The organism is Saccharothrix sp. NRRL B-16314, from assembly GCF_000716595.1.
Lineage (GTDB): Bacteria > Actinomycetota > Actinomycetes > Mycobacteriales > Pseudonocardiaceae > Actinosynnema.
The window spans coordinates 570,518-595,159 of the sequence record NZ_JNXC01000001.1 but is presented as its reverse complement, the minus strand read 5'-3'; the positions used below and the strand labels follow the sequence as shown (position 1 = coordinate 595,159).

General features: G+C 70.3%; 19 protein-coding genes and 1 tRNA gene. 11 read left to right on the top strand and 9 right to left on the bottom strand.

Translation table 11 applies throughout. From position 1 onward, the window contains the following. Positions 1-112: 112 nt before the first annotated feature. Together OQ02_RS02890 and OQ02_RS02885 are read right to left on the bottom strand one after the other, a co-directional pair. Positions 113-925, bottom strand: coding sequence for a glutamate ABC transporter substrate-binding protein (locus OQ02_RS02890; protein ID WP_231499872.1), 813 nt, complete (start codon positions 923-925; stop codon positions 113-115). A gap of 196 nt (positions 926-1,121) precedes the next feature. Next, positions 1,122-1,958, bottom strand: a complete 837-nt coding sequence (locus OQ02_RS02885; protein WP_033436560.1) for an oxygenase MpaB family protein — start codon at positions 1,956-1,958, stop codon at positions 1,122-1,124. Positions 1,959-2,087: 129 nt separating this feature from the next. Between OQ02_RS02885 and OQ02_RS46605 the strand changes: the two genes are divergently transcribed. Further along, positions 2,088-2,621, top strand: coding sequence for a hypothetical protein (locus OQ02_RS46605; RefSeq protein WP_033436559.1), 534 nt, complete (start codon positions 2,088-2,090; stop codon positions 2,619-2,621). Between the two features lie 137 nt (positions 2,622-2,758). Here the strand turns inward: OQ02_RS46605 and OQ02_RS02875 are convergent, their stop codons facing one another. The 5 genes from OQ02_RS02875 to OQ02_RS02855 form a co-directional block, all read right to left on the bottom strand. Next, complete coding sequence (locus OQ02_RS02875) at positions 2,759-7,615, bottom strand: DNA repair ATPase (RefSeq protein ID WP_231499843.1); 4,857 nt, start codon at positions 7,613-7,615, stop codon at positions 2,759-2,761. Next, positions 7,612-9,609 carry an SPFH domain-containing protein gene (locus tag OQ02_RS02870; protein WP_033436557.1) on the bottom strand — a complete coding sequence of 666 codons (1,998 nt, stop codon included), beginning with the start codon at positions 9,607-9,609 and terminating at the stop codon, positions 7,612-7,614. Before OQ02_RS02870 ends, OQ02_RS02875 begins: the two co-directional genes overlap by 4 nt. Then, entirely contained in the window at positions 9,610-10,188 is a 579-nt protein-coding gene (locus tag OQ02_RS02865) for a hypothetical protein (RefSeq protein WP_033436556.1), read from the bottom strand. Between the two features lie 80 nt (positions 10,189-10,268). Beyond that, positions 10,269-11,489: a hypothetical protein gene (locus OQ02_RS02860; RefSeq protein ID WP_033436555.1), complete on the bottom strand. Its 1,221-nt coding sequence runs from the start codon at positions 11,487-11,489 to the stop codon at positions 10,269-10,271. 55 nt (positions 11,490-11,544) lie between these two features. Then, positions 11,545-12,174, bottom strand: coding sequence for a TetR/AcrR family transcriptional regulator (locus tag OQ02_RS02855; protein WP_033436966.1), 630 nt, complete (start codon positions 12,172-12,174; stop codon positions 11,545-11,547). 56 nt (positions 12,175-12,230) lie between these two features. On the opposite strand from OQ02_RS02855, the gene OQ02_RS02850 reads away from it, so the two are divergent. Then, positions 12,231-13,259, top strand: coding sequence for an FAD-dependent monooxygenase (locus OQ02_RS02850; protein WP_033436554.1), 1,029 nt, complete (start codon positions 12,231-12,233; stop codon positions 13,257-13,259). On the opposite strand, the gene OQ02_RS02845 is transcribed toward OQ02_RS02850, so the two are convergent. Beyond that, positions 13,256-14,122: an exodeoxyribonuclease III gene (locus OQ02_RS02845; RefSeq protein ID WP_081915339.1), complete on the bottom strand. Its 867-nt coding sequence runs from the start codon at positions 14,120-14,122 to the stop codon at positions 13,256-13,258. The two genes, OQ02_RS02850 and OQ02_RS02845, sit on opposite strands and share 4 nt — an antisense overlap. A 184-nt stretch (positions 14,123-14,306) precedes the next feature. On the opposite strand from OQ02_RS02845, the gene OQ02_RS02840 reads away from it, so the two are divergent. Further along, positions 14,307-14,382: transfer RNA gene (locus OQ02_RS02840), tRNA-Lys, on the top strand. A 271-nt stretch (positions 14,383-14,653) separates the two neighbouring features. Next, on the top strand, positions 14,654-14,935 hold the full coding sequence (locus OQ02_RS02835; protein WP_156076846.1) for a hypothetical protein: 282 nt from the start codon (positions 14,654-14,656) through the stop codon (positions 14,933-14,935). A gap of 22 nt (positions 14,936-14,957) precedes the next feature. Here the strand turns inward: OQ02_RS02835 and OQ02_RS02830 are convergent, their stop codons facing one another. Continuing rightward, entirely contained in the window at positions 14,958-15,605 is a 648-nt protein-coding gene (locus OQ02_RS02830; RefSeq protein WP_033436551.1) for an HAD family hydrolase, read from the bottom strand. 572 nt (positions 15,606-16,177) lie between these two features. Here OQ02_RS02830 and OQ02_RS02825 point away from each other — a divergent pair. The 7 genes from OQ02_RS02825 (at position 16,178) to OQ02_RS43530 (ending at position 24,640) form a co-directional block, all read left to right on the top strand. After that, the gene (locus OQ02_RS02825) at positions 16,178-16,699 is read left to right on the top strand and encodes a DUF6232 family protein (RefSeq protein ID WP_156076845.1); all 522 of its coding nucleotides are present in this window, start codon (positions 16,178-16,180) and stop codon (positions 16,697-16,699) included. A 17-nt stretch (positions 16,700-16,716) separates the two neighbouring features. Then, entirely contained in the window at positions 16,717-17,064 is a 348-nt protein-coding gene (locus tag OQ02_RS02820) for a hypothetical protein (protein WP_033436549.1), read from the top strand. A 591-nt stretch (positions 17,065-17,655) separates the two neighbouring features. Continuing rightward, on the top strand, positions 17,656-18,114 hold the full coding sequence (locus OQ02_RS02815) for a hypothetical protein (RefSeq protein WP_051771580.1): 459 nt from the start codon (positions 17,656-17,658) through the stop codon (positions 18,112-18,114). A 187-nt stretch (positions 18,115-18,301) separates the two neighbouring features. Next, entirely contained in the window at positions 18,302-19,450 is a 1,149-nt protein-coding gene (gene dusB, locus OQ02_RS02810) for a tRNA dihydrouridine synthase DusB (protein WP_033436547.1), read from the top strand. 1 nt (position 19,451) lies between these two features. After that, positions 19,452-19,901 carry a hypothetical protein gene (locus OQ02_RS02805; RefSeq protein ID WP_033436965.1) on the top strand — a complete coding sequence of 150 codons (450 nt, stop codon included), beginning with the start codon at positions 19,452-19,454 and terminating at the stop codon, positions 19,899-19,901. Between the two features lie 188 nt (positions 19,902-20,089). Then, positions 20,090-20,953, top strand: a complete 864-nt coding sequence (locus tag OQ02_RS02800; protein ID WP_033436964.1) for a GGDEF domain-containing protein — start codon at positions 20,090-20,092, stop codon at positions 20,951-20,953. A gap of 405 nt (positions 20,954-21,358) precedes the next feature. Further along, complete coding sequence (locus tag OQ02_RS43530; RefSeq protein WP_156076844.1) at positions 21,359-24,640, top strand: LCP family glycopolymer transferase; 3,282 nt, start codon at positions 21,359-21,361, stop codon at positions 24,638-24,640. Positions 24,641-24,642 lie beyond the last annotated feature (2 nt).

Sequence of the window (24,642 nt, the reverse complement as noted above, 5' to 3'; positions counted from 1 at the left end):
TGTCGTTCCGCGAGCGTGAGACACGAACACAGAAACCACGGCCTGCGTGGCTGAGCGTATCGGTTGACCACGCTCAGCACTACTGCTCCGAAGCCTTTGGTCAACCGGGAATCTACTTCTCGGTCACCTTGGGCGGTTCGGGCAGCCGCACGTCCGCTTGGCCGATGTTCCGCTCCAGCGCGGACCGCCATTCGCCGGAGCCGACCATCTTCTCGATGGCCGCGCTGACGTCCGCCCGGCCCTTCGCGTCGCTCTTGGCGAGGCCGATGCCGTACCGCTCGGTGGTGAACGGGTCGCCGACGAGCTTCAGCAGCTCGGGGTTCTCCGCCACGTACCCGGCGAGGATCACCTCGTCGGTGGTCACCGCGTCCACGTTCTCCGCGAGCAGGGCGACGACGCAGTCGGAGTACTGGCCGTACTCGACCAGCTGCACGTCCTGCGCGAACTGGTCCTTGACCTTCTGCGCGGACGTCGAGCCGGTGACCGAGCAGAGCTTCTTGCCGTTCAACGTCTCCGGGCCGGTGATCTGGGCTTCGGTGAAGCGCACCAGCACGCCCTGACCGGTCTGGAAGTAGGGGCCGGCGAACGACACCTGCTCCTTGCGCTTGTCGGTGATCGAGTAGGTCGCGACGACGAAGTCCACGTCGCCGGCGGCGATCAGCTTCTCCCGGTCGGCCGAGCGGGCTTCCTTCCACGTGATGCCGGATTCGTCGACGCCGAGCTGGGCCGCGACGTACTTGGCGACGTCCACGTCGAAGCCGACGTACTTGCCGTCCAGCCTGCGCTGCCCGAGGCCCGGTTGGTCGAACCGGATGCCGATGGTCAGCTCGCCGTCGTCGGCCTTGCCGGCCAGGGTGTCGCCGCTCTCGCCACTGCACGCGGTGGTCAGCGCGAGGGCGGTGACCACCGCGGTCACGGGCAGCATTCTTCGCAACAGCATGAGCTGGGGCCTCTCGGGGTGCTCGGACTCGGGGCTCTCGGCGCAGGCGCGGATCGACGCACCGGACGTTGCCCATGCTAAGCAAAGTGACTGCGAACGCCGGTGCGATGAAGGTCGCAGTGGCCCAATTCACTACACCGTTCGGCCTAATCCGCGCTGTGAGACCGGTGACGGGCAGGAGCTACCGGGGCAGGAGGGAGCGCCTGGGCGCCACGTGGCAGCCGAGCCGGCGGATGGCCTTGTTGACGTGCCCTTCCGGCATGCTCCAGCGGATCGGCGCGGGCACCAGCAGTGCGGCGGTCCGCAGTCCGCGCAGGAGTGCCGTCGCAGCCGGTTCCGGGTAGGGGCGGTGGCCGTGCAGGGCGATGGCCCACGGGGGCAGCACCGAGTAGGCGAGGTGGCCGAGCAGCGGTTCGTAGGCGTCCAGGCCGAGGCGCAGCACGCCGGCGACGGGTGGGCGGTGCAGGAACCGGTACACGATCTCGGAGTCCTCGGTGCGCCTCAGCTCGGGGACCACGGCGGCGAAGTAGTCGTCCATCTCGCGGGCGCTGCCGGGCACTTCGTCCTCGTGCAGGCCGACGAGGGCGGCGGTGCGGCGCTGTTCGTCGTAGTAGCGGTCGACCTGGGCGTCGGTGAGCCGGTAGCCGGCGCGGCGCAGGACGGTGACGAAGCTGTGGACCTCGGCGCAGTGCACCCAGAGCAGCAGGTGGGGGTCGTCGATGCGGAACGTCCGGCCGGCGGCGTCCTTCGCGCGGAGGGTGCGGTGCAGGTCGCGGACGCGGGCGGCGGCCCGTTCGGCCTCGTCGGTGGAGCCGTAGCTGACCGTGCCGACGAAGCTCGCGGTGCGCTTGAGGCGGCCGAGCGGGTCCTGCTGGAAGTTCGAGTTCTGGACCACGGCGGCGACGGCGCGCGGGTGCAGGGCCTGGAGGTAGAGGCTCGCGATGCCGGCGACCCACATGGCCGGGTCGGCGTGCAACTGCCAGGTCACGGTTCCGGGTCCGAGCAGCCCTGCGTCCACTTGGCCGATGGTGTCATGTGCGGCGGTTCACGTCACCCCGTCGAGCGGCCCGAACGGTCTGGGACGTAACGCCTTTAGCCTGGTGAACGATTTCACGTGACACCGTGGAGCGTCGGAGCGGGTGCTGGGATGAGCAGTGGCAAGAGCGTCGCCTTCGCCGGGGTCGCGCTGTTACTCGCGACCGGTGGACTCGTGTCCGTGGCACTCTCGGTCAACGAGCCGCGGCCGGTGGACGTGCGCCGGGTGGACGCGAGCCCGCTGGTGCCGGGGGTGCTCAGCGCGAGCTACACCACCGCGATCCAGGCGACTCGTCCCACGACCGCGGTGGTGATCGTCCCACCGCCCCAGCCTCCGCGACCGCTTCCGGCTCCGCCGACGACCACCGTCGCGCCGACGACGACCGAGCCCTCGCCGACGTCACCGCCGTCGTCCAGCGTTCCGGAGGAGACCACCACGTCGTCCTCCGCTCCGGCTTCGGACGAGAACTGCTCACCGGAGTACGTGACCGACGGCCCGTGCGTGCCGCGGCGCTTCCCGCGTGGCGTGTGGCGCAAGTGCGAGTGGCTGTACGACCAGGGCACCACGCGGATCGAGGTCGTCGGCTGGGACCACCACGGCCTCGACCGCGACCACGACGACATCGCTTGCGAACAAGCCGACTGACCCGCGTGCCCCGTCCTGAGCGTTGAATTCAGGTGTTCTGAACGTAGGACACGCGTGTCCTGAACGTAGGACTCACGCGGGCCTCGCGTGAGTCCTACGTTCGCGTCGGGTGAGTCCTACGTTCGGAACGGGTGAGTTCAACGCTCGGGAGGGGCCAGTCGGTCCAGGGCGGTGCCCACGCGGTCGGACAGGAGGGCCACCGCGCCCACCGCGCGGCTCATCGGGTCCTCGTCGGAGCCGCCCAAGGCTTGGGCGCGGACGTAGGCCGACTTCACCTCCTGCCAGCGGGCGGACTGGGCCGGGGTGAGGGTGCCGCGCAGTTCGGCCAGCTTGAGCAGGTTCGCCTCGGCGCCGGACGTCAGGGTCTGCGCCTCGCCCACGTAGTGGTCGTCGATCACGGCGGCGAGTTCGGCGTCGTTCATGACCGGCACGACCTTCTCGGCCAGCTTGTTCATGTTCCGGTACGAGCCCTGCAGCTGGAACGGCGGCTCGACCCGCGACGCGTCGGACTGGGCGGCCGAGGCGATGTACGCCTGGTTGTTCGCCAGCACGACCTCCTGCACCCGCAGCAGCTTCCGCAGCACGGACAGCACCTGTTCCAGCTCCACCGACGTGTACGGGTGCACCAGCCGGTCCGCCCGCACGTCCTCGCCCCGGGCCATCCGCACCAGCAGTTCGACGTCGCCCCGGTCACGCGTGGACAGAGGCGCGAGCACGGGGTTGGACGTGAGCGCGTTCTCGACGTAGCTCAGCGCGAACAGGTCTTCGCGCCCCGACAGCACGTCACCCAGGTTCCACACGTCCGCGCGGTTGGCGAGCATGTCCGGGATGCGGAACCGCTGCCCCGACTCGGTGTACGGATTGCCGGCCATGCACACCGCGAACCGCTTGCCGCGCATGTCGTACGTGCGCGTGCCGCCGTCCCACACGCCTTCCATCCGCCGTTGCGCGTCGCACAGCGAGATGAACTTCTGCAGCAGCTCGGGTGACGTGTGCTGGATGTCGTCCAGGTACAGCAGGACGTTGTTGCCGGCCTCCAGGGCGAACGAGATCTTCTCGACCTCCTGCCGCGCGGTGGCGTTCGGCGCGTCGGCCGGGTCGACCGAGGTCACGTCGTGGCCCAGCGACGGGCCGTTGACCTTGACGAACACCAGCCCGAGCCGGTTGGCGACGTACTCCATGAGCGTCGTCTTGCCGTAGCCGGGCGGTGAGATGAGCAGCAGCAGGCCCATCTGGTCGGTGCGCTTCGAGTCGCCCGCCGCGCCGAGCTGCTTGGCCAGGTTGTCGCCGATCAGCGGCAGGTACACCTCGTCCAGCAGCCGGTTGCGGACGAACGCGCTCATCACCTTGGGCTGGAACTCGTCCAGCCGGAGGCGGGCCCGTTCCCGCGCCACGACCTCGTTGCGCCGACGCTGGTAGACCCGGTAGGCGGGCACGCGTTCGTCCCGGAACACCCTGGTCCGCGTCAGCAGCTCGTCCAGCCTGATCTCCATCGCCCGGTCGGTGATCCGCGGGTGCGTGCCGAGCAGACCATCCACAGTGGACTGCAACTGGGCGGACGACTCGTAGCGGGGCAGGTCGCGGCACACCTCCAGGGCCACCGCCTCGGGCAGGTCCGGCAGGTGGCCGCTCCTGTCGGCGTCGCCCGCGAGGAACGCCTCGTACCAGCCCTCCACCAGCCGACGTCGCACGGCGGTGTCGGCGAACGCCCGCAAGTCCTCGTCGAACTCCTTGCGCCCGCCCAACGCCCGGTGGAACGCGTCCACCAGAGCGCGCGCTCCGGCGCTGGTGGCGAACCCCAACGGCGAACTGCACAGCTCCTCGAACAGGTATTCGCCGGCCAACGGGTCACCGGCCGCCGACGACAGCTCCGCGCACAGCTCGTCGATCGCCGCCGTGTGCCCGAACGCCGCCCGCGCCCGCCCCAACGACGCCGCCCGCCGCGACCACGCGGTCCTCGACTCCTCGGAGGCCTCGGCCCAGAACAACTGCGCCGCCGCACGAGCGCCGGGCGGGTACCGCAGCACACCCGCGCCCGCGTGCAACCGGAGCAGCACGTCCAAAATCCGGGCCGCGTCGTGGTCGTGCACGCCGCGCTCGTAGCCCTCGTCGAGACGCGACTCGGCGACCTGCCGCACCAGGCTCGGCAACCGCTCCTCGGTGACGGCGGCGTGCAGGTCGGCCAACGGGTGGGTGGCCAGGATCGACGCGGCCAGGTGCTCCGCCCGGTACACCTCGGCGGTCTCCGACACGACCAGCTGGTCCCAGAACGGCCGGGTGTCGGCGAACTCCGGATCGCGCACCGGCGCGCGGAAGTCGGTGCCGGTGATGGCGAACGACAGCGCGCCGTCCTTCGGCACCAGGGTCAGGTCCATCGGCTGCGTGTTCACCGCGAACCGGTGCTTGCCGAGCCGGATCGTCTCGCCGTCGAACAGGTCGAGCCGGTCGCGCAGCGAGCGCCCGGCCTCCTGCCGCGCGGCCAGCACCCGCCCGTCCAGCTCCTCGGCCCGCACCTGGTCGCCCAACGCGCGCAGCTCGTCCGCGACCGAGCGGATCTTGGTCACCATCGGGTCGGACGCGAAGTAGGTGTTGACCTCGTCCGACGACGCCAGCGACGCCACCCGCCGGGTGACGCTGACCAGGATCCGGTCGGCGGACGAGGCGAGCCGGTCGGCGCGGCGCGCCCGGTCGTCCAGCAGCGCCTGCTTGCGTGACGAGAACGCCTCGTAGACGTCGGTCCGCTTGTCGCCGAGCCGGGTCAGGAAGTCGTCGAACTCGCCGAACCGGGACTCCAGGTTCTCCAGCTGCAGCAGCAGCCGGCCCAGCTGCTCGTCGCACCGCTGGGGGGTGTCCGCGACCGCCAGCGCGCCCGTGACGGCCTGTCCGAGCAGCGCGAACTCGGCGGCGAACTCGGCCCGGCCCTCGGTGGCCAGCAGGGTGCGCCGGCGGCCGTCCACCGTGGCCCGCGCCCGGTTCAGGCCGCCCAGCACCTCGCCGATGCGTTCCAGGATCGACGTGCGCACGGTGGCGTCGGTGATGTCGAGCGAGCCGACGACCTCGGTCAGCACCTCGAGGCCGCGTTGCTGCTCGCCCAGCTCCTCGACGATCGGCGCGGCCTCGGCGACCGTGCGGATGTCGTCCGCCTTGCCGACCAGCGCCTCGACCTGGCCGTGGTAGCCGGTGAACGCGTCGTCGCGGCGCAGGTGCTCGACCGCACGCCGCGCCGTCTCCCCGAGTTCGCCGTCCAGCGACGACACCAGGGAGTCGATGCGCGCCACGTCGACGTACCGCATCTCCTTCAGCGTGACCAGGTGGCCCTGCGCCTGCCGCAGGTCGGCCAGCTGCCGCACCCACGCGTCGGCGGACGTCGGCACCTCACCGCGCACGCGGCGGACCATGGACGCGATCCGGTCGGCGGCCTCGGTCAGCGCCGTCGAAGCCTGGCCGGTGAGCGCCTGCACGGTCTCGAACTCGTCCAGCACCTGCTCGGCGGTGGCGCGCACCTCCGTCAACGGGGTGCGCAGGTCTTCCAGCGCCGCTTCGCCGAGCCAGTGGTAGGCGTCGAACACCCTGGTGCACGAGGCGATCAGGTCCTCGAACACGGGCACGGACGGCGCCATCTCGCCGACCATCCGGCTCACCGACAGGCAGTCGGAGATGCCGCGCACCAGGTCGGCGTTCCCGACCCGTTCCAGCGGGCCGGTGCCGACGGGTTGCGCCGCGGTGTACGTGTCGGACAGGTACGGCGTCTGCCACACCTGCATCGGGTGCACGCGGGTCGGCTCGTCGCTCGACGCGCGGAACACGACCAGCGTGCCGTCGTCGAACAGGGAGAACCCGTGGCACGACAACGGGTTCGCCACTTCCTTGCGGATCACGTTGTACGGCAGCAGCAGCGACCGGCCGTCACGGCGGGCGTGGAAGACGTACAGCGCGTCCTCGCCGTTGGTGGACCGGATGACCCGCTCGAACTCCAGCTCGTCCACCGGGGTGTCGAACGTCTTGCTGATGCCCGTGGTCAGGTAGTAGCCGCCGGGGAAGATCAGGCCCTGGTCCTCGGGCAGCCGCTGGCACGCCTGGCCGATGCCGTCCAGCCTCACCACGGACCTGGTGCGGGTGTTGAACACCAGGTGCCGCCACGCGGTCTCGTTGTACGGGCGGACGCGCAGCAGGATCAGCGCGCCGACCCGCGCGTAGTGCACCTCGCCGTCGGCCAACGACTGCAACGGCTCGTCCACCGGTTCCCGGTAGATGCCCTCGCCGGTCTCGGTGTTGTTCTCCACCTTGATGGTGAGGTCGCCGTTGATGGTCTCGACGAAGACCTCGTCGTCGATGGAGATGTGCGGGTGGCGGCCCAGCACGTGGTGCTCGCGGCCCGTCGGTGTCCACTCGAAGTCGTGCGACGGCGGGAACACGTGGTCGCGTTCGCCCCGGTTGTCCAGGTACTTGACGGTGCCGTCGACGCCGACCTGCCAGCGCAGCACCCGGGTGTCCTCGATCCGGGCGCCGGTCTGGAACACGGCCAGCAGCCTGCCCTCGATCCGGCGCAGCTGGATCAGCCGGGTGTCCCGGTAGTACCGGTACAGCTCGGCGAAGTCGCGTTCGAACTGCGGGTCGCGGAGCAGGCCGGGCAGCTCGTCGTCCGCCGCGTCCTCGAACCGGAACGCGTCACCGTCGCGGGTGAAGCGGTGCAGCGAGAACACGTCGTCGACCGTCGTCTCCGGCTTGAGGCCGATGAAGACGTTGTAGCCGAACAGCATCAGGCCGGCGACCTGGACGACATCGCGCGGCACGCAGTTGTGCTCGGTGCGGATGCGTTCGGTGCCGAGCAACGTCAGCTCGGCGCTGCCGAACACCTCCAGCCGGCGCGCGTTGAGGGTTTCCGCCCGGCGGGCGAGCCCGGCGGCCTGGTCGGCCAGCCGGGCCCGCAGCACCTCGTAGGTGCCCGCCTCCAACGTCGCTCCCGCCGGCGCCGCTTCCACTGGAGCCGTCACGACAGCGAGGCGACCGGCCGCTCGGCCACACCCAGGCGCTGGGCGGCGTCCAGCAGCTCGCGCAGCTTGCCCTCGTCCGGGCCACCGGAGTTGATCAGCTTGAGCAGCAGGGCGGACACGGTCAGGTTCTTCACGTCGCCGGTGTTCAGCGAGCCGAGCAGCCGGCCGATGTCGTCGGTGAAGCTCGCCGACCCGTTCAGCCACGGCCCGGCCAGCGACTTCGCCACGTCCGAGTGCTCGACGAACCCGTCGACCTGCTTGCCGACCGTCATGGCGCCGACGATCCGGTCGAAGAACATGCTGTCGCCGCCGATGATGTCGATGTCGGCGTGCTCCAGGCCCGCGGCGAGCACCAGCGCCTGGGACTCGGCGACCTGGCGCTGCACGTCGATGCCGGCGAGCCGGATCTCCTTCTCCGTCTCCAACCGCAGCCGGTACTCCTCGTGCTCGCGGGTGGCGTCGTCCAACGCGGCCATCGCGCCCGCCTTGTCGGCCAGGCCCTCGGCCTCGCCCTTCAGCTTCTCGCGGATCGCCAGCGCCTCGACCAGCGCCTTCTCCTTGCCCACCACGGCTTCGGCGCGGCCGACCTTCTCGATCGCCTCGGCGTCCCGCTCGCGCACCTGCACGTCGGCCAGCCCGGCCGCCGCCGCCTCGGCCTGCTTGCCCTCGGCGAGGCGGATCATGGCGCGGGTGTCCAGCTCGGCGGCCTGCTGCCGGGCCTCGGCGAGCACCAGTTCCTCGCGGGCCTTGAACTTCGCGGCCTGCTCGGCGGCCTCGGCGGCCTTGATGTCCTTGACGAGGCCTTCCTGCGCCTGCGCCTCGGCGTGGATCACCATCGTCTGGCGGGTCCGCTCGGCCTCCTCGACCGCGCGCAGCCGCTTGATGATCTCCTCCTGCTCGGCCACGGTCTTCTCCACCGCGATCCGCTCGCGCACCACCTCGGCGATGGCCCGCTTCTCGCCCTCGACCTCCTTGTCCGCGGAGATCCGGGACAGCTCGGTCTCGCGCTCGCGGCCGATGACCTCGAGCATCCGGTCCTTCTCGATGCGCTCGGTCTCGATCGCGATCACCCGCTCGCGGTTCTTCTCCGCGACGGCGATCTCGCGCGCCTTGTTCTCGGTCTGGATGCCCAGCTGCTCGTCGGTGCGGATGTGCGCGGTGTTGGCCTTGAGGCGTTCCTCGGCCTGCACCTTCGCGATCTCCGCCTCCTCGCGGGCGCGCATCGTCTCGACCTCGCGCTTCTGCTTGATCTCCGCGTCCGCCTGGCGGCGCTCCAGCTCCAGGATCGCCTCGCGCGCCTCGACGTTCTGGCGGGTGATCTCCTTCTCCTCGTGCCGGGTGAACTCGTTCGTGCGGACGTGCTCGATCGCGGTCAGCTCGGTGATCTTCCGGATGCCCTGCGCGTCCAGGATGTTCGACGGGTTGAGCTGCGCCATCGGCGTCTGCTCCAGGTAGTCGATGGCCGCGTCCTCGAGGCTGTAGCCGTTGAGGTCGGTGCCGATGACCTGGATGATCCGGTCGCGGAACTCGTCGCGCTTGGTGTAGAGGTCGATGAAGTCGAGCTGCTTGCCGACCGTCTTCAACGCCTCGGAGAACTTGGCGTTGAACAGCTCCTGGAGCGTCGTCTCGTCGCTGGCCCGCGCGGTGCCGATGGCCTGGGCCACCTTGATGACGTCCTCGACGGTCTTGTTGACCCGCACGAAGAACGTGATGCGGATGTCGGCCCGGATGTTGTCCTGGCAGATCAGGCCCTCTTGGCCGGCGCGGCGGATCTCGATGGTCTTCACCGAGATGTCCATGACCTCCGCGCGGTGCAGCACGGGCAGCACCACGGCGCCGGTGAACGTGACGTCCACCTTGCGCACCTTGGAGATGATCAGCGCCTTGCCCTGGTCGATCTTGCGGAACAGGCGGCTGACGAGGAGCAGGAGCCCGATCACGACGACCAGGACGACGGCGACGAGAATGCCGAACCCGGTGGTGATGACATCCATCTAGTGGTCCCCCAGTGTGGTCGTAGGGCTTTCGTTCCAGAGGGCGGCGACCCAGAAGAACTCGCCGTCCTCGTCGTAGTCGAAGATCACCGCGGCGCTGCCCGCGGTCAGCGCGTCCCGGCCCGGCTGCCGCACCTGCACGACGGCCGACGAGCCGTCCTCGGCGGTGACCTCGGCCTGGCCGAACGTCTGCGTCACGCTGCCGGTCCGGATGACGCACCGGCGGCCGACGAAGTCGAGGCGGGACGCGGGCGGATCGGCCGGGAACAGTCGTTTCAACGGCGTCATCAGCAGCCGCGTCGGCACGAACCCGACGACGAGCGACCCGCCGAGCACGGCCGCGCCCACCGCCGTCGACGGTGGTCGCAACAGGACGGTGCCGGCCAGGCACGCGAACCAGGAGAACGCGATCATCAGCGAGATGCCGATGGTCGCCGGCACGCCGCCGATGTCCAGCTCGACCCAGTCCGTGTCCGCCACCCCGAAGGCGGCCAGCAGCCAGAAGACGAGGACGACGGCCAGCAGGATGGTCAGCAGAACGACGGGAAATTCCAGTGCCGCCGTGAAGAACTGCCCCATGTGGCCCCCTTTCACGGGACTTTAACCCGTTGCTGAGGGGAATCTGAGCGGAATGACGCAACGCGGTCGCGGCAACCCGTTCAGTGCACGAGCAGGCCCGACACCCTGGTCAGCCCGTTGCCCGCGTAGCTGATCACCGCGCCGTCCTCGGACGGCATCGACCGGATGCTCATGCCCGCGAACCCGGTGTCTGTCACGAACCAGCCCCACACGGTCACCCACGAGCGGTCGTCACCGGGGATGACGTCCACCGTGGGGCGCACGCGTTCCTGCACGACGTACGGCTCCTTGTCCACTGCGTCGAGGAGTTCGGCCCACTCCTTGTCGGTCATCAGCCAGCCGGGGTGGATGCCGGTGCCCGCGAACTCGCCCGCCGCCTTGACGATCAGGTTCTCCCGGTTGCCGCGGACCTCGTCGCGCGGCACGTCCCGGAGGTAGCGGGTCCACGGCAGGAGCCGGTCCACCAACGCGCGCTCGTCGTCGGTCAGCTTCTCGCGGTGCTCCGACAGCAGCGCGAGGGTGGACTTGTTGCCGTACAGGTAACTGGAGAACGGCGTGTACAGCTCGGTCTTGTGGCCCTTCGCCAGGAGGTCCGCGTGGGCGACGGCCTGCTTCGCCGAGAAGTACCGGACGACCACGTCGAGCTTCGTGCCGCGCAGGTACAGGTGGCCGTTGCGCTCGATCAGCTCGTCCAGCTCGCCGAGCAGCACGTCGACGCCCAGGCGTGCGCAGGCTTCCCTGATGGACGCGAAGCCCTTGGCGAACTTCGTCAGCATGCCGCCCTCTTCGAGGAACGCGATGGTGCGGTCGCGGCCGACGGCGTCGAGCAGCTTCTCGACCGGGTTGAAGAAGCGCAGGTCGTGCTCCTGGACGAACGGCTGGAAGCCCGGGTTCTCGTGGATGGCGCGGGCCAGCTCGCCGAGGTCCGGGCCGCCGAGCGAGGAGCCCGCGTTGATCTCCAGCAGGCGGAAGTCGTCACCGACGCGGTAGATGTCCGCGCGGCCGTGCATCGGCGGGCGGTCGGAGCCCATCAGCGCGGCTTCGGCCGGCGGGATGCCGAGGGCGTCGGCGAAACGGGTGAAGCTGCCGTCGAACATCTTCTTCGGCAGGGCGAAGAGGAGCTCGAAGAAGTCCAGCACGTCGGCCGCGACGCTGTGCGCGGTGTACTCGTCCAGGAAGAACGGCCGGCCCACTAACCGGTGGCCGTAGGCGGCTTCGAGGTGCGGTGGCAGGTCGAGCCGGCCCATCACCCCGTGCAGGCTCTCGTCGTCCAGGTACGCCTGCGTCACGTGGTCGGTCACGTCTTGCTCCTCGGTGCCGGTGCCGGTCGCGGCACATGATGTCGGAGCGGACCGGTCAGCCGGCGAGGATTCCCCGAAGCACCCTGCGGACGGCCGCGGTCGGGTCGAAGTCCCGGCGCGGGTTGGCCAGGTGGTTCGCCAGCAGGCCGTCGATCAGGCCGAGCAGCACGGCGAGGTCGGCGGGCGGGTCGGACGAGCCCAGGGCGGCGATCAGCGGCACGGCCCAGCCGGCGATCTCGCGGTGCGCCCGCTCCACTTCGGGGCGCAACTCCGGCCGTTGGGCGACTTCGACGAGCAGCGCGTGGCGGGCGAGGGTGACGGCGGGGTCGGCGGCCAGCCGTTCGATCAGGGCGCCGACGGTCCGGGCGAAGGCGTCCGGGGTGCCGTCCGGGGTGACGTTTGGGGTGGTGCCGTCCGGGGTGGTGCCGTCCGGGGTGGTGCCGTCCGGGGTGGTGACGCCCGGAGTGGTGCCGTCACCGGCGAGGCCGGCCCAGAGCGCGGTCTCCCGTTCGAGGATGCGGCCGAGGACGCCGGTGATCAACGCGTCGCGGGTGCGGAAGTGGTTCGACGTCGAACCCTGCGGTAGACCCGCTTCGGTGTCGACCGCGCGGTGCGTGAGCTGGCGCATGCCACCCGTGCCCAGCACGCGGATCGCGGCGTCGAGCACCTGCTGCTGCTTGGTCATCGCGCGCCACACTACACCCGTAGTGATGTCACTACAGCTGTAGTACGTTGGGGCGCATGGGACTTCGACGTGCGGCGGTCATCGGTGGCGGGGTCGGCGGCCTGGCCGCCGCGGTCGGGTTGCGCCGGAACGGGTGGGAGGTGACCGTCTTCGAGCGCTCCGGCGCGTTGCCCGAAGTCGGCACCGGGCTGGGGATCTGGCCCGACGCGATGGCGGCGCTGGACCGGCTCGGGGTGGGCGGTGCCGCGCGGCGCGTCGGTCGACGGCAGCCCGACGGCGCCTTGCGCAGGCCCGACGGAACCCTGATCGCACCTCTCGGCGCGGACTCCGTCCACCTCCTCACCCGGCCCGCGTTGCTCGGGGTGCTGGCGGACGCGTTGCCGGCGGGGGTGGTGCGGTTCGGGACGTCGGCGGGGTTGGCCGAGTGCGCCGGGTACGACCTCGTCGTGGGGGCGGACGGCATCCACAGCGCGGTGCGGGGCGAGCTGTTCGACGCGGAGGTCCGCACCTCCGGCGCGGTCGGCTGGCGCGGCACGGTGGACTTCCCGGTCGCGGCGGGCGGCGAGACGTGGGGCAGGGGCGTCAAGTTCGGCCTCACCCCGCAGGCAGGCGGGCGCACCAACTGGTACGCGATGGCCGACGACCTCTCGCGCTTCGCCGACTGGCACGACCCGATCCCGCGGATCATCGCGTCGGCATCGGACGTGCTGCGGCACGAGCTGCTGTACCTGGCCCCGTTGCGCCGTTACGTGTCCGGGAACGTGGCGTTGATCGGCGACGCCGCGCACGCCATGACACCGGACCTCGGGCAGGGCGCGTGCCAGGCGATCATCGACGGGGTGGTGCTGGCCGAGTGCCTGACCGGTGGCGTCGAGGCGGGTCTGCGCGAGTACGAGCGGGCGCGGCGGCCGGTGACGCAGCGGCTCGCCGCGCGGTCGCTCCAGCTCAACCGGCTGGCCCGGGTGCGTCGGCTGACCCGCGTCCGTGACGCCTGCCTGCGGTTGGCCCTGGCGGCGGCAGCGCGCCGCCGGGCGCGCACGGAGTCGTGGACCGCCGACCTCGAACCCGACGAGCTCGCCGGCTAGGACTGGGGCAGCTTCACGGACTTGCGGGAGCGGGGAGCGGACGGCGGCGGCACGACCGGGCCGATGTCGCCGTCCGGGGCCTCGTCCAGGTCGACGATCACCGGTGCGTGGTCGCTCGGCCCGGTGCCCTTGCGCGCGTGCCGGTCGACCCAGGCGGCCTCCACCCGTGCCGCCACCGGGTCGGACGCGAGGACCAGGTCGATGCGCATGCCCAGGTCCTGGTGGAACATGCCGGCGCGGTAGTCCCAGTAGGTGAAGACGCGTTCGGTCGGCCACCGGTCGCGGACCACGTCGTGCAGGCCGGTCGCCTGGAGTGCGGCGAGCGCCTCGCGTTCAGGGGCGGTCACGTGCGTGTGGCCGACGTAGGCCGCCGGGTCGAACACGTCGGCGTCGGCGGGCGCGATGTTGACGTCACCGCAGACGACGACCGCCTCGGGGCCCGCGGCGACGACGTCGCGCAAGGCGGCGAGCCAGGCCAGCTTGTAGTGGTAGTGGTCGGAATCGGGCACCCGGCCGTTGGGGACGTACACCGAGTGCACCCGCACCCCGCCGCACGTGGCGGCGACCACCCGTGCCTCCGGGTGCGGGAAACCGGGGCCGTCCGGCAGGCCGGTGACGACGTCGTCCAGGCCGACGCGGGAGAGGATCGCCACCCCGTTCCAGCGGCCCTCACCGTGGACCGCCACCTGGTAGCCGCGGGAGGCCAGCTCGTCGCCGAGGAGCGCGGTGAAGGCGTCGTCGGCGAGTTTGGTCTCCTGGAGGCAGACGACGTCGGGTTGCCGCTGGTCGAGCCACGGCAGGAACCGCGGCACGCGCTGCTTGACCGAGTTCACGTTCCACGTAACCACCCGCACCCGTCCCACCGTAGCCCGCCCCACCGGACCGCGCGCCCGACGCGCGCAGATCACCCGCACCCCCGCGAGCCCCTGACCAGCCACAACCCCTCACCGCGCCACTCGTCCACACCAACGCCCCCACCGCGTCCACACCGCCGACCCGACTACCCCCGCCGTCGATGGGTCGGCCTCTCGGTAAGCTGTCGCCCGAGGGCTGCTAGCTCAATTGGCAGAGCAGGAGACTTTTAATCTTCGGGTTCAGGGTTCGAGTCCCTGGCGGCCCACCAAAGATGCTGGTCAAAGCGGCACGCCCTGTCGACGGCCGCGGGGCCGATGAGGTCCGCGATCTGACGAGTCGTCATGCCCGCCTCATCGAGCAGCGTCGCGCCCCGCCCTCCGAGACGGCCGGACGGTCACCCACTCGTACTCGTAAGGGTGATGAACGGTTTCCGGTGTCGAGGTTGGGCTGTTCGACCGCACTTCAGACGATCCTCGATCCGGGTCAACCGGTCGCTGAGATCTCCCATGCGGGCAAGCAGCAACTCGGCCACGGTCCGCATGTTCCGCCAGTCGTCATCGGTCCACATGCCTTCACCGGCCACCGTACGCCACCTACCCGGCCTGATCGGCGAACTGTCCCGCGCCCGCCAACTCCTCACCACAGCAGACCGGCGTCACGTCTCCTCCCTGCTGACACTGGCCCTACGTGCCGCCGACGGCGCGGCCTACAAGTACCGCAACCATCCGCAGGTCCGCCAAGCCCTATCGGTCTTGCTGCGCACCAACCCGTCACTCAGCTCCGGCCTACTCGACCTGGCCGCGTGGGCCGGCGCGCGCTGAACCAACACACCGGGCTACCGGCTTACGCCTTCCCCAACAGTTCCGGCAGGTCGTGCAGCGAGTCGATCACCCAATCAGCATCACGACGCACCAACGGATCATCCGCCCACAGGTGCCCCCACGGCCCACGCCGAATCAACGCGGTACGCAGCCCAGCCGCCTTCGCCGCAACGACGTCGTTGTCACGGTGATCACCGACGTACAGCACATCGGCCGCAGCCGCCCCAGGCGTCATGTCCACAACCCGCTCAAAGAACTCCGCCGCAGGCTTGGCCACACCCCACTCACCGGACGTGGCGATCCCGTCCACCGGCAACTCCAACCCCCGCAGCAGCTCACCCGCCCGAGCAGTCTGATTCCCCGCCACCCCGACCCACAACCCAACCTGCCGCAACCCCGCCAACCCGGTCCGCACATCCGGGTACAGATCCCCGCTCTCGATCTGCTCGCCCACCCCAGCCCGCTCCCGCAACTCCCGCTGGTGAGCAACATCGAACCCAGGCCGGAAGTACTGGAACGTCTCAGCGTTGTCCCGACCAGCCGCCGTCACCGCGCCCAACACCGTCGAGAAGGTGTGCCGGGACACCCCGATCCAGTCGGCCCACGCCCCCCACTCCCGAGAGTCGTCCAGCAAGGTCTCGCCAACGTCGAACACCACCGCAGACACCATGCCCCACACCTACGCCATCAATGCCCGACGCGCGACGACCCGCACTGGTCCATCCCCCGCTCGGAGGGGCTGACCGCGGTGTTCAGGGTTTTCCTTCATCAAGGCGGTCCCCTCCGGGTGCCGCTGGCCGTTGATGCCTAACCCACGTCGAAGGACCGACGCCCGTGTAGTGCGGCACGCCCAGCGGGCCTGGCGTTCCGCGGGCGCGCCACGCGAGGAAGGGCGCCATCCGCCGATGGCGGTGACCTTGTCGCGCCAGTCCCGGCAGTCGGCTCGTTGGACCCGGTCGGAAATGTGATCTTGCAGCGTGAGGACCAAGAGGATTATTCCCTTTCGGATGCGGTGAACGGCGCAGGCGGGGCTGGGCCGTTCGTTCCGGTCGGACTCCGTCGGCTTGGGTGTTCCTTGACCGGGTTAGTCCATACGGCGGGCCGCGTGTAACGACCAGGCCGGGATAGGGCGACCGAACGGGTGGTCGTTCGTTCACTGTCATCGACAGTGAACGAACGACCTTGAACCGTCCCGGCCGATCGACCAGAGTTGTATCCGCCGCACTGACGAGGAGGTGGCGGATGTTAAGAAAGCCGGTCGACAAAATTCGGATCAGCAAAAGATTGATCCGACTTGGCGATCAGATCTACCCCCTGGCCAATATCTCGAGAATTCAGACGCACAAGGTCGTACCCCGCCTTACCTATACGCGCATCACCGTCGAACTCGCAGCCATCTTGACCGCGCTCGCAATGATGAATGGCGCGGGATCCGCATCCGGCCTGCTCCGCGGACTGGTGACCATCGCAGTTGTCGGAACCCTCATGATCCGCGCCGCCTACGTGCTCAGCGTGTTAATCCATCGAGTGGGGACAAGGCAGCGATACGCCCTGCTGCTCGAAGCAGCGGGCGCGCAATACACTGCATTATCTGGCGTCGATCAACAGGAGATCGACCGCATCAGAGAGGAGATCGCCAACGCGATCGAAGATCCCCCCATTGGGGAGCGAGTACTTCATGTCGCCGGCGACGTGGTGTTCGGCGACAAGATCGGCAGGGATAAGTTCGGCCAGTACGGCGCAGGTAACAGCATTAATCGCTAGAAGAGAGGAGTGGTCGCATGTCGGACGTAGTCGGTGGAGACAAAATCGGCGGGGACAGCTACAAGATCAAGGGCCGTGACAATTCAATCACCATCCACAAATCCACTGCGCAGTCGCGCGAAGAGTTAGACGAAGCGGTTGCGGAGTTACGCGCGTTCATCACCCAGCTGAAAAATGACGGTATAGTCAACGAGAACGGCACCATCATCGAACCCGGCGCACTGGTGACTGCGGTGGAATCTCACCCCGGAAAGCTCAGGACGCTGAGGACGGCGGTTGCAAGCGGGGCGAAAGATGCAATCCTTACAGCGGTGAAAGACGGCGTGGCCACGGTGATAGTAGGGCTTACCGACAGGATGATGTGACGGGTCGACGGGATGTGACGAGGTCCGCAGGACTCGGTCGGGCGATGCGGTCTTGCAGGATGAGAACCAAGGATCGCTCCCTTTCGATAGTGGGTGGTGACCAGACAACGGGGGCATGACCGGGGCGTTCTCGGCCATGCCCCCGTGAAGTGGTGGACGGTCAGGCGGCGACCGCGAGCCCGGTGGTGGTGGCCGTGGCGTTGAGTTGGTCGGCGAGCGTGGCCGCGTACGCATCGGGAACGTTCACTGCGGCTTGCACGTCGGCCAGGGTGACGGCACAGCCCTGGCATCAGGAACGGCCGGAGATGACCTTGCTGTTTGTCGTGCGGGACGAAGAGGTACAGGTCGTATCTGCGGAACCTGTGCGGACAAGATGGTCGTTCTGGGTGTGGGAACAGATGAACCGCAGTAAGGAGAGGGAGGTAGATCCACAACCTGCGGGTTCAGGGTTGAGCCCCTGGCGGCCCACGATTGTCGGTGGTTCCGAGTGTGCGGTCGGTTCGAGTTCACGTAGGTGTAAATCGGCCGGATGGGTGATGTCGCTGGCACGGTCGGCGCACGGCCCGATAGAGAGATCACATGCACCTAGCTGTGGCACTCACCCTCGCCGCCTCGTTCACCGCCGTGTCCGGTGACCTGACCAGCTACGACCCGCGCGTGCCCGCCGGAGCGCAAGCTGCGGTGGTGTCGGCGCCCGTCGGCGGCGGCACTGTCGTGCTGCTCCACACCAAGGGCCTGCTGCCCAACCGCGAGTACGGCGCCCACGCGCACGTCAACCCGTGCGGTGCGCTGCCGGCCGATTCCGGGCCGCACTTCCAGCACGTCCAGGGCGGTGCCACCGACCCGGCCTTCGCCAATCCCCGCAACGAGATCTGGCTCGACTTCACCACCGACTCCACCGGCCGCGGCACGTCGTACACGCGGGTCGACTGGCAGTTCGGCGAACGTCGGCCCCGTTCCGTCGTCCTGCACGAGGAGCACACCCACACCGACCCCGGCCACGCGGGAACCGCAGGCGCCCGCCTCGCCTGCATCAACGTCCCGTTCTGACGATCGTGCGGCACCGGCACCGGCACCGGCACCCGCACCGGCTCCGCGCCCGGTAAGGGCAGCCGGTCGGATCACGGCGAACGGCACCCGGACTCCCACCGCGACCACGATGCCCGTGGGCGGGGGTTCGGGTGCCCCGGCCAGTGTGGCGACGAGCACTGACCGGGTTGGGTGACAATGGACGGCGATGTCCACCGCACCGCTCGCCACCCAGCCACTGAAGATCGGCCGCTTCCCGGTCGATCCCGCCGTCGTGCTCGCACCCATGGCGGGCATCACGAACGTGGCCTTCCGGCAGCTGTGCCGCGAGTTCGGCAGCCCCACCTCGCTCTACGTCTGCGAGATGATCACCGCCCGCGCGATCGTCGAACGCGACGCCAAGACCATGCAGATGATCACCTTCGGCGAGGGCGAACGGCCCCGCTCGATGCAGCTCTACGGCGTGGACCCGAAGTCCATGTCCGAAGCCGCCCGGATCATCGTCGCCGAGGACCGGGCCGACCACATCGACATGAACTTCGGCTGCCCGGTGCCCAAGGTGACGCGCAAGGGCGGCGGGGCGGCCCTGCCGTACAAGCGGCAGCTGTTCCGGCAGATCGTGCGGGCCGCCGTGCGCGCCGGTGAGCCCGCCGGGGTGCCCGTGACGGTCAAGTTCCGCATCGGCATCGACGACGACCACCTCACCTACCTGGACGCCGGGCGCATCGCCGAGGACGAGGGTGCGCAAGCGGTTGCGCTGCACGCGCGCACCGCGGCCCAGCGGTACTCCGGCCAGGCCGACTGGTCCGCCATCGCCCGCCTGAAAGAGGCCGTGACCAGCATCCCGGTGCTCGGCAACGGCGACATCTTCAGCGCCCAGGACGCGCTCGACATGGTCGCCAAGACCGGCTGCGACGGCGTCGTCGTCGGACGCGGCTGCCTCGGCCGCCCCTGGCTGTTCGGCGAGCTGCAGGCGGCGTTCCGGGGCGAACCCCTCCCCACCGGCCCCCGGCTGGGCCAGGTCGCCGCCATCCTGCGGCGCCACGGCGCGCTCCTCGCCGACTTCCTCGGCGAGGACAAGGGCATCCGCGACCTGCGCAAGCACATGGCCTGGTACCTGAAGGGCTTCCCGGTCGGCGCGGACCTGCGGCGCAGCCTCGCCATGGTGTCCACGCTCGCCGAGCTGGACGACCTGGTCGGCAGGCTCGACCCGGCGCTGGAGTTCCCGGACAACGCCGACGAGCCGCGCGGCCGGCAGGGCTCACCCGGCAAGGTCGTGCTGCCCGAGGGCTGGCTGGACGACCCCGAGGACGCCACGGTGCCCGTCGGCGCCGACGAGATGCACTCGGGTGGGTGACATGGCCGTACGCGCCGTCACGGCGATGGCGTGTGCCCTCACCCTGGTCGGCTGCACGTCGGCCGTCACCGGCACCGCGCGCCCGCTGAAGGTCACCGACGTCGAGCGGGAACTGGTGACCGGCTACTTCGCCGACCTCAACGAGGCGGGTGGGCAGGGCTCGTCCGAGCAGCGCGACCTGCTCAAGGACACCCAGCACCCGGACTTCCGCGACGAGAGCTGCGAGCTGCCCACCGGCACCATCAAAGTGCAGCCGACGATGTCCACGCTCAGACTGGACCCACAGTGGGCGCCGCCCGGCGAGGACGAGCACCCGCGAGGGGTCGTGCTGGTCGTCGCGGTCACGCTGACGGTGGTGCAGGAAGGCACCGAGATCGGCAGCCAGATCGGGTCGCAGCACGTCGTCCTGCTCAACGGCAAGGCCTACGGCTTCGCCCCCTGCGTCAACTGAGACAACGCTCGGCTCGGCTGCTTCTCGGACACGCTCGGCGCACGCTGAGGCGAGTTGATCACCGAATGTCACCGGTTCGGAGCAGTGCACGGTCAACCAGTAGAGGGAAATCCTCCGGTGACGTGTCCCGCCGGCTCAAGCGCCGCCTCGTACTAGACGACACCTTGGCAAGTAGGGAGGTGAGCGTGATGACCGCACTGCGACCCGAGGTCGCCGAGTCCGACCGCGACGGCCGGCGCGGAGCGACCCTGCCCGTGTCCGACAGCGAGGGCACCGGGCTGGTCCAGCTGCACGAGTCGATCGCCGCGCTGCTCGCCTCCCGCGGTCAGTGGCGGCAGGCCTACCAGCACTTGCGCTCCGCGTTCGACCTGGTCTACGCCGATCAGGACGACCAGCCGCAGGTGCCCGAGCAGCTGCGGCGCGAGGTCGACCGGCTGCGCCGCGAGCACGCCGAGGCGCGCGAGCAGAGCCTCCGGGACAGCCTCACCGACAGCTACAACCGCAGATACCTGGACGAGCGGCTGCTCGACCTGGTCGCCCACCGCGGCACCGCGACGGCCGGGCTCGCCATCGCGCTGATCGACCTCGACTGGTTCAAACAGGTGAATGACACGTTCGGTCACCTGTTGGGTGACCGTGTGTTGCAGCGCGTGGTCGAACTGCTCCAGGAAGAGCTGCCGGAGGACGGTTTCTGCGCGCGCTACGGCGGCGAGGAGTTCGTCCTGGTGCTCCCCGGCCTCGACGCGTCGCCGGCGGTGGAGATCGCCGAGTCGGCACGGCTGCGTGTCGAGCGTCACGCTTGGGCTTCCCTCGCGCCCGGTTTGCGAGTGACCGTCAGCATCGGGCTGGCCTACGAGCCGGCCGCCGGGGAGTCGCCGGCCCGGCCGGCGGTCGCGCCCGAGCAACAACTGCTGCGCGCCGACAGCCTGCTCTACACGGCCAAGCAGTCAGGACGCAACGCCGTCGCCTATCGCGAGAACGGCCGCGTCCGTCTGGCGGGTGCCGCTTCCGGGCGACGCGGAATCGCCGAATCTCGGGTAGTCGGTTACTGACACCTCACGACCGCTCACCCTTTCGGGCGTAGCCTGCTGCGCGCAACCGAGTACTGCCGACCCCTGTATCACCGGGAGTGGTCGTCAGGACTGGCGGTCATCCGTAGTATCGCCAAGGCAAGTGACACGCCGTTGGTGCAACCAATGTGTCCTTGCTGTCGTCAACTCGTGATGACGACCTACTCATGACCGAAGCTGAAGGGAGACCGGGTGCCCGACGAGCCCCGCCGTGGCGGCCCCGGACCCGGAGGTGACCAGGCCTCCCAGGATGATCCGCCGACCGGCCGTCGACGCAGGTCCCTGGATGCCGGCGGGCTGAGCGTGTCCGACCTGCTGGAGCAGCACAGCCGCTCGAATATCCCACGTCCGGTCCCTCCCGGCCCGTCGGACACCGGGCGGCGCGCCGTGCCCGAGCCCGAGCCGCCCCGCAGACCCGCGGCGCCGCCCCAGAACGGGCGCCGCGCCGACGAGGGCACCGGCCGCCGGGCCGCCCCCGAGCCGCCGCCGAGGCCGGCTCCACCGCAGAACTACGCGCCACCCGTGCCGGAGGACACCGGCACCCGGCCGAGGCCGACCAACGGCCCGCCTGCCAACGGGGCACCGCCCGCAGGTCGCCGCGCCGCCGCGCCGCCGTCGAACGACTTCTTCGCGCCGACCGGCGAGGGCACCGGAAACCGGACGCCCCGGCCGATCCCGGAGGACGGCCGCCGTCGGGCCGACGGCCCCGGTGCCGGACCGCGACGTCCGGAAGACGGTGGACGACGCGGCGGCCCCCGTCCCGCGAACGGCGCGCCCAACGGCTATGCGGGCCGACCGGACGACGCGGAACCCCGACGTCCCGCGCCCACGGCGCACCCTGACGCGGCGGGCGACCCGAGCAGGCGCATCCCGGCCAACGGCCGGCCCCGCCCCGAAGCGGGGCCGCACGGCCCGCAGGACCCGACCGCTGCGCCGCGACGGCTCGCGGACGGCGGGGGCCGGCGCCCCGAGGTTCCTGGCGCCGAGCCGGGTCGACGGCTCCCGGACGGCAGCGGTCCGCGACGACGTCCCGAGAACCTCGCCCCTGACACACCCGGTCGCTCTCCGGACGGCAGCGGCCCGCGCCGGCACCCCGAAGGCCTGGCCCCGGACGCACCCTCCCGCCAGGCCGACGGCAGCGGCCCGCGACGACGTCCTGAGAACCCGGCCCCGGACGCACCCGGTCGCCGGTCGGACGCGCCGGACCGCCGGGCCGAAATCGCGCCCGATGGCATCGGACAGCGCCTCGGCGACGCCCCGAGGCCCGGCGAGAACACCGGCCGGCGCCTGCACCCCGGCCCCCCGCCGGCCGACAGCCCCCGTCGCCCCGAGAACGCCCGTCGCCCGGAGGCCGGTGACGCCCCTAGGCGACCCGCGAACGGCAGCGGACCGCACGACCTGACCGGCGGGCCCCAAACCGGCCGACGTCCGCGCCCCGAAGACCCGGCCGCCGACCCGCGCCGCCCGGCCGACGGGCCGAGGCCCGGTGCGCCGGTCGAAGACCCCACCGGTCGCCGCCCCGACGGCAGCGGACCGCGACGCCTCGCCGAAGGCGGCGCACCGGTCGACGACGGAGGCCGGCCCCCAGCGGGCGGTCCCCGGCGCCTCGCCGAAGGCCCTTCCGGTCTGCCGGAAGACCCGGCCGCCCGTCCGCGCCGGCTCGCCGAAGGTCCTCCCGCCGACGACCTCACCGGCCGCCACCCGGACGGCAGCGGACCCCGACGGCTCGCCGAGACCGGCGAACCGGTCGACAGCACCGGCCGCCGTCCCGACGGCAGCGGTCCGCGTCCCGCCGGTGACGTGGCCGGCCGGAGGTTCGCCGCGGACGGCGCCGCTGCCGCGCCTCCCGCTGCCCCGCCCGTCCCGGCTCCCATCGCCGACCGCCTCACCAGCGGACGCCCGGAGCCGCGCGAAGCCATCGACCCGTCCAGCCTCACCACGGAGATGGAGGCCATCAGCGACGACGTCAAGAAGCGTCGCGAGGTCGACCACACGCTGGCCCGCTTCTCCGCCGTCCACGACGAACTGGCCGAGCAGGAGCGCATCCGCAAGGAGCGCCGCCAGAAGCTCATGCCGTGGAAGGCGCAGGAAGAGGACGAGGACGCCACCGAGTACGCCTCACCGGTCGACGTCCCCGACGAGGGCGGCCCACGTCGCCGCGGTCGCACGGCCAAGCACAGCAAGATCGTCCGCTTGATCAAGGTCGTCTCGCTGACCGCCGCCATCCTGGTGTTCATGTCGACCGGCCTCACCTGGGGCACGCTGCTCTACATCGACAGCAAGTTCACCGAGATCGAAGCGCTGAACACCGACTCCGCCGCGGTGCACCAAGCGGAGAAGCAGCTCGGCGACGAGAACTTCCTCATCATCGGCTCGGACACCCGTGCGGGCGCCAAACCGGAAGACGGCGTCGGCGACCCGAACTCCGAGAACACCCAGGGCGCGCGCTCGGACGTGCTGATGCTCGCGCACATCCCGGCCGACCGTAAGCGCATGGTCGTCGTCTCCGTGCCGCGAGACCTGCTGATCACCCGCCCCGAGTGCGAGTCGTGGGACCCGAGCACCGGCGAGTACACCGGCACCCAGCTGGAGCGGACCGAGGGCGTGAAGGCGAACGAGCCGTACGCGGTCGGCGGGCCGAAGTGCGTCAGCAAGTTCATGACCGAGCTGACCGGGTTGGACATCAACCACTTCATCAGCGTGGACTTCAACGGCTTCAAGGGCATGGTCGACGCCATCGGCACCGTCGAGGTGTGCGTGCAGAAGCAGATGGACGACGAAGAGCTCGGCATGATCTTCGACAAGCCGGGCAAGTACGAGATCAACGGGACCAAGGCGCTCGACTACGTGCGGGCGCGCAAGGTCGAGGGCGAGAGCAAGACCGACTTCGACCGCGTCACGCGGCAGCAGCAGTTCCTGTCCGCGTTGCTGCGCAAGGCCTTGTCGTCGGAGATCCTGCTGAACCCGGGCAAGCTCAACGGTTTCCTCAACGCGTTCGCCGCCTCCACCGTCGGCCAGAACGTCGGCGTGAACGACATGCTCACGCTGGCGCAGTCGATGCAGAGCCTGGAAGCGGGCCGGGTCAGCTTCGTCACGGTCCCGCGCAGGACGGACGAAGGCGAGACGCTGGCGACCGACGACAACCTGGAGTTGTTGCGGGAACCCGAGACCAAGGCGTTGTTCCAGGCCATCATCGACGGCACGCCGCTGCCGGACGAGACGCCCGACACCACGGTGCCGGACCCGAACAAGGCGAAGGAGCCGGCGCCGGCACCCGGCCCGAAGCAGGGCAAGATCGTCGACCACAAGGGCCTGAAGGTCCAGGTGCGCAACGGTGATCCGGACAACGGCGGCGCGGCGCGCGAGACCACCGAAGCCCTGCGGGAGCTCGGCTACGACGTGGTCATCAGCGACAACGCGCCACCCACCGACAAGACCGTCATCAAGTACGGGATCGGCGGTGAGGACGCCGCCGCGACGCTCCAGTCCTCGGTGCCCGGCGCGACGCTGGTGTTCGACGCGGGCATGGGCGGCGCGGTCCTGCTCCTCATCGGACCCGGCTGGGACGAGGAAGTCCGGGCACCGCAGCCCGCGGGAGCCGAGCCGAACAAGCCCTCGCCGCCGCCGAACCTGGACATCGTGAACGCGGCGAAGGACCCGTGCGCCTGAGC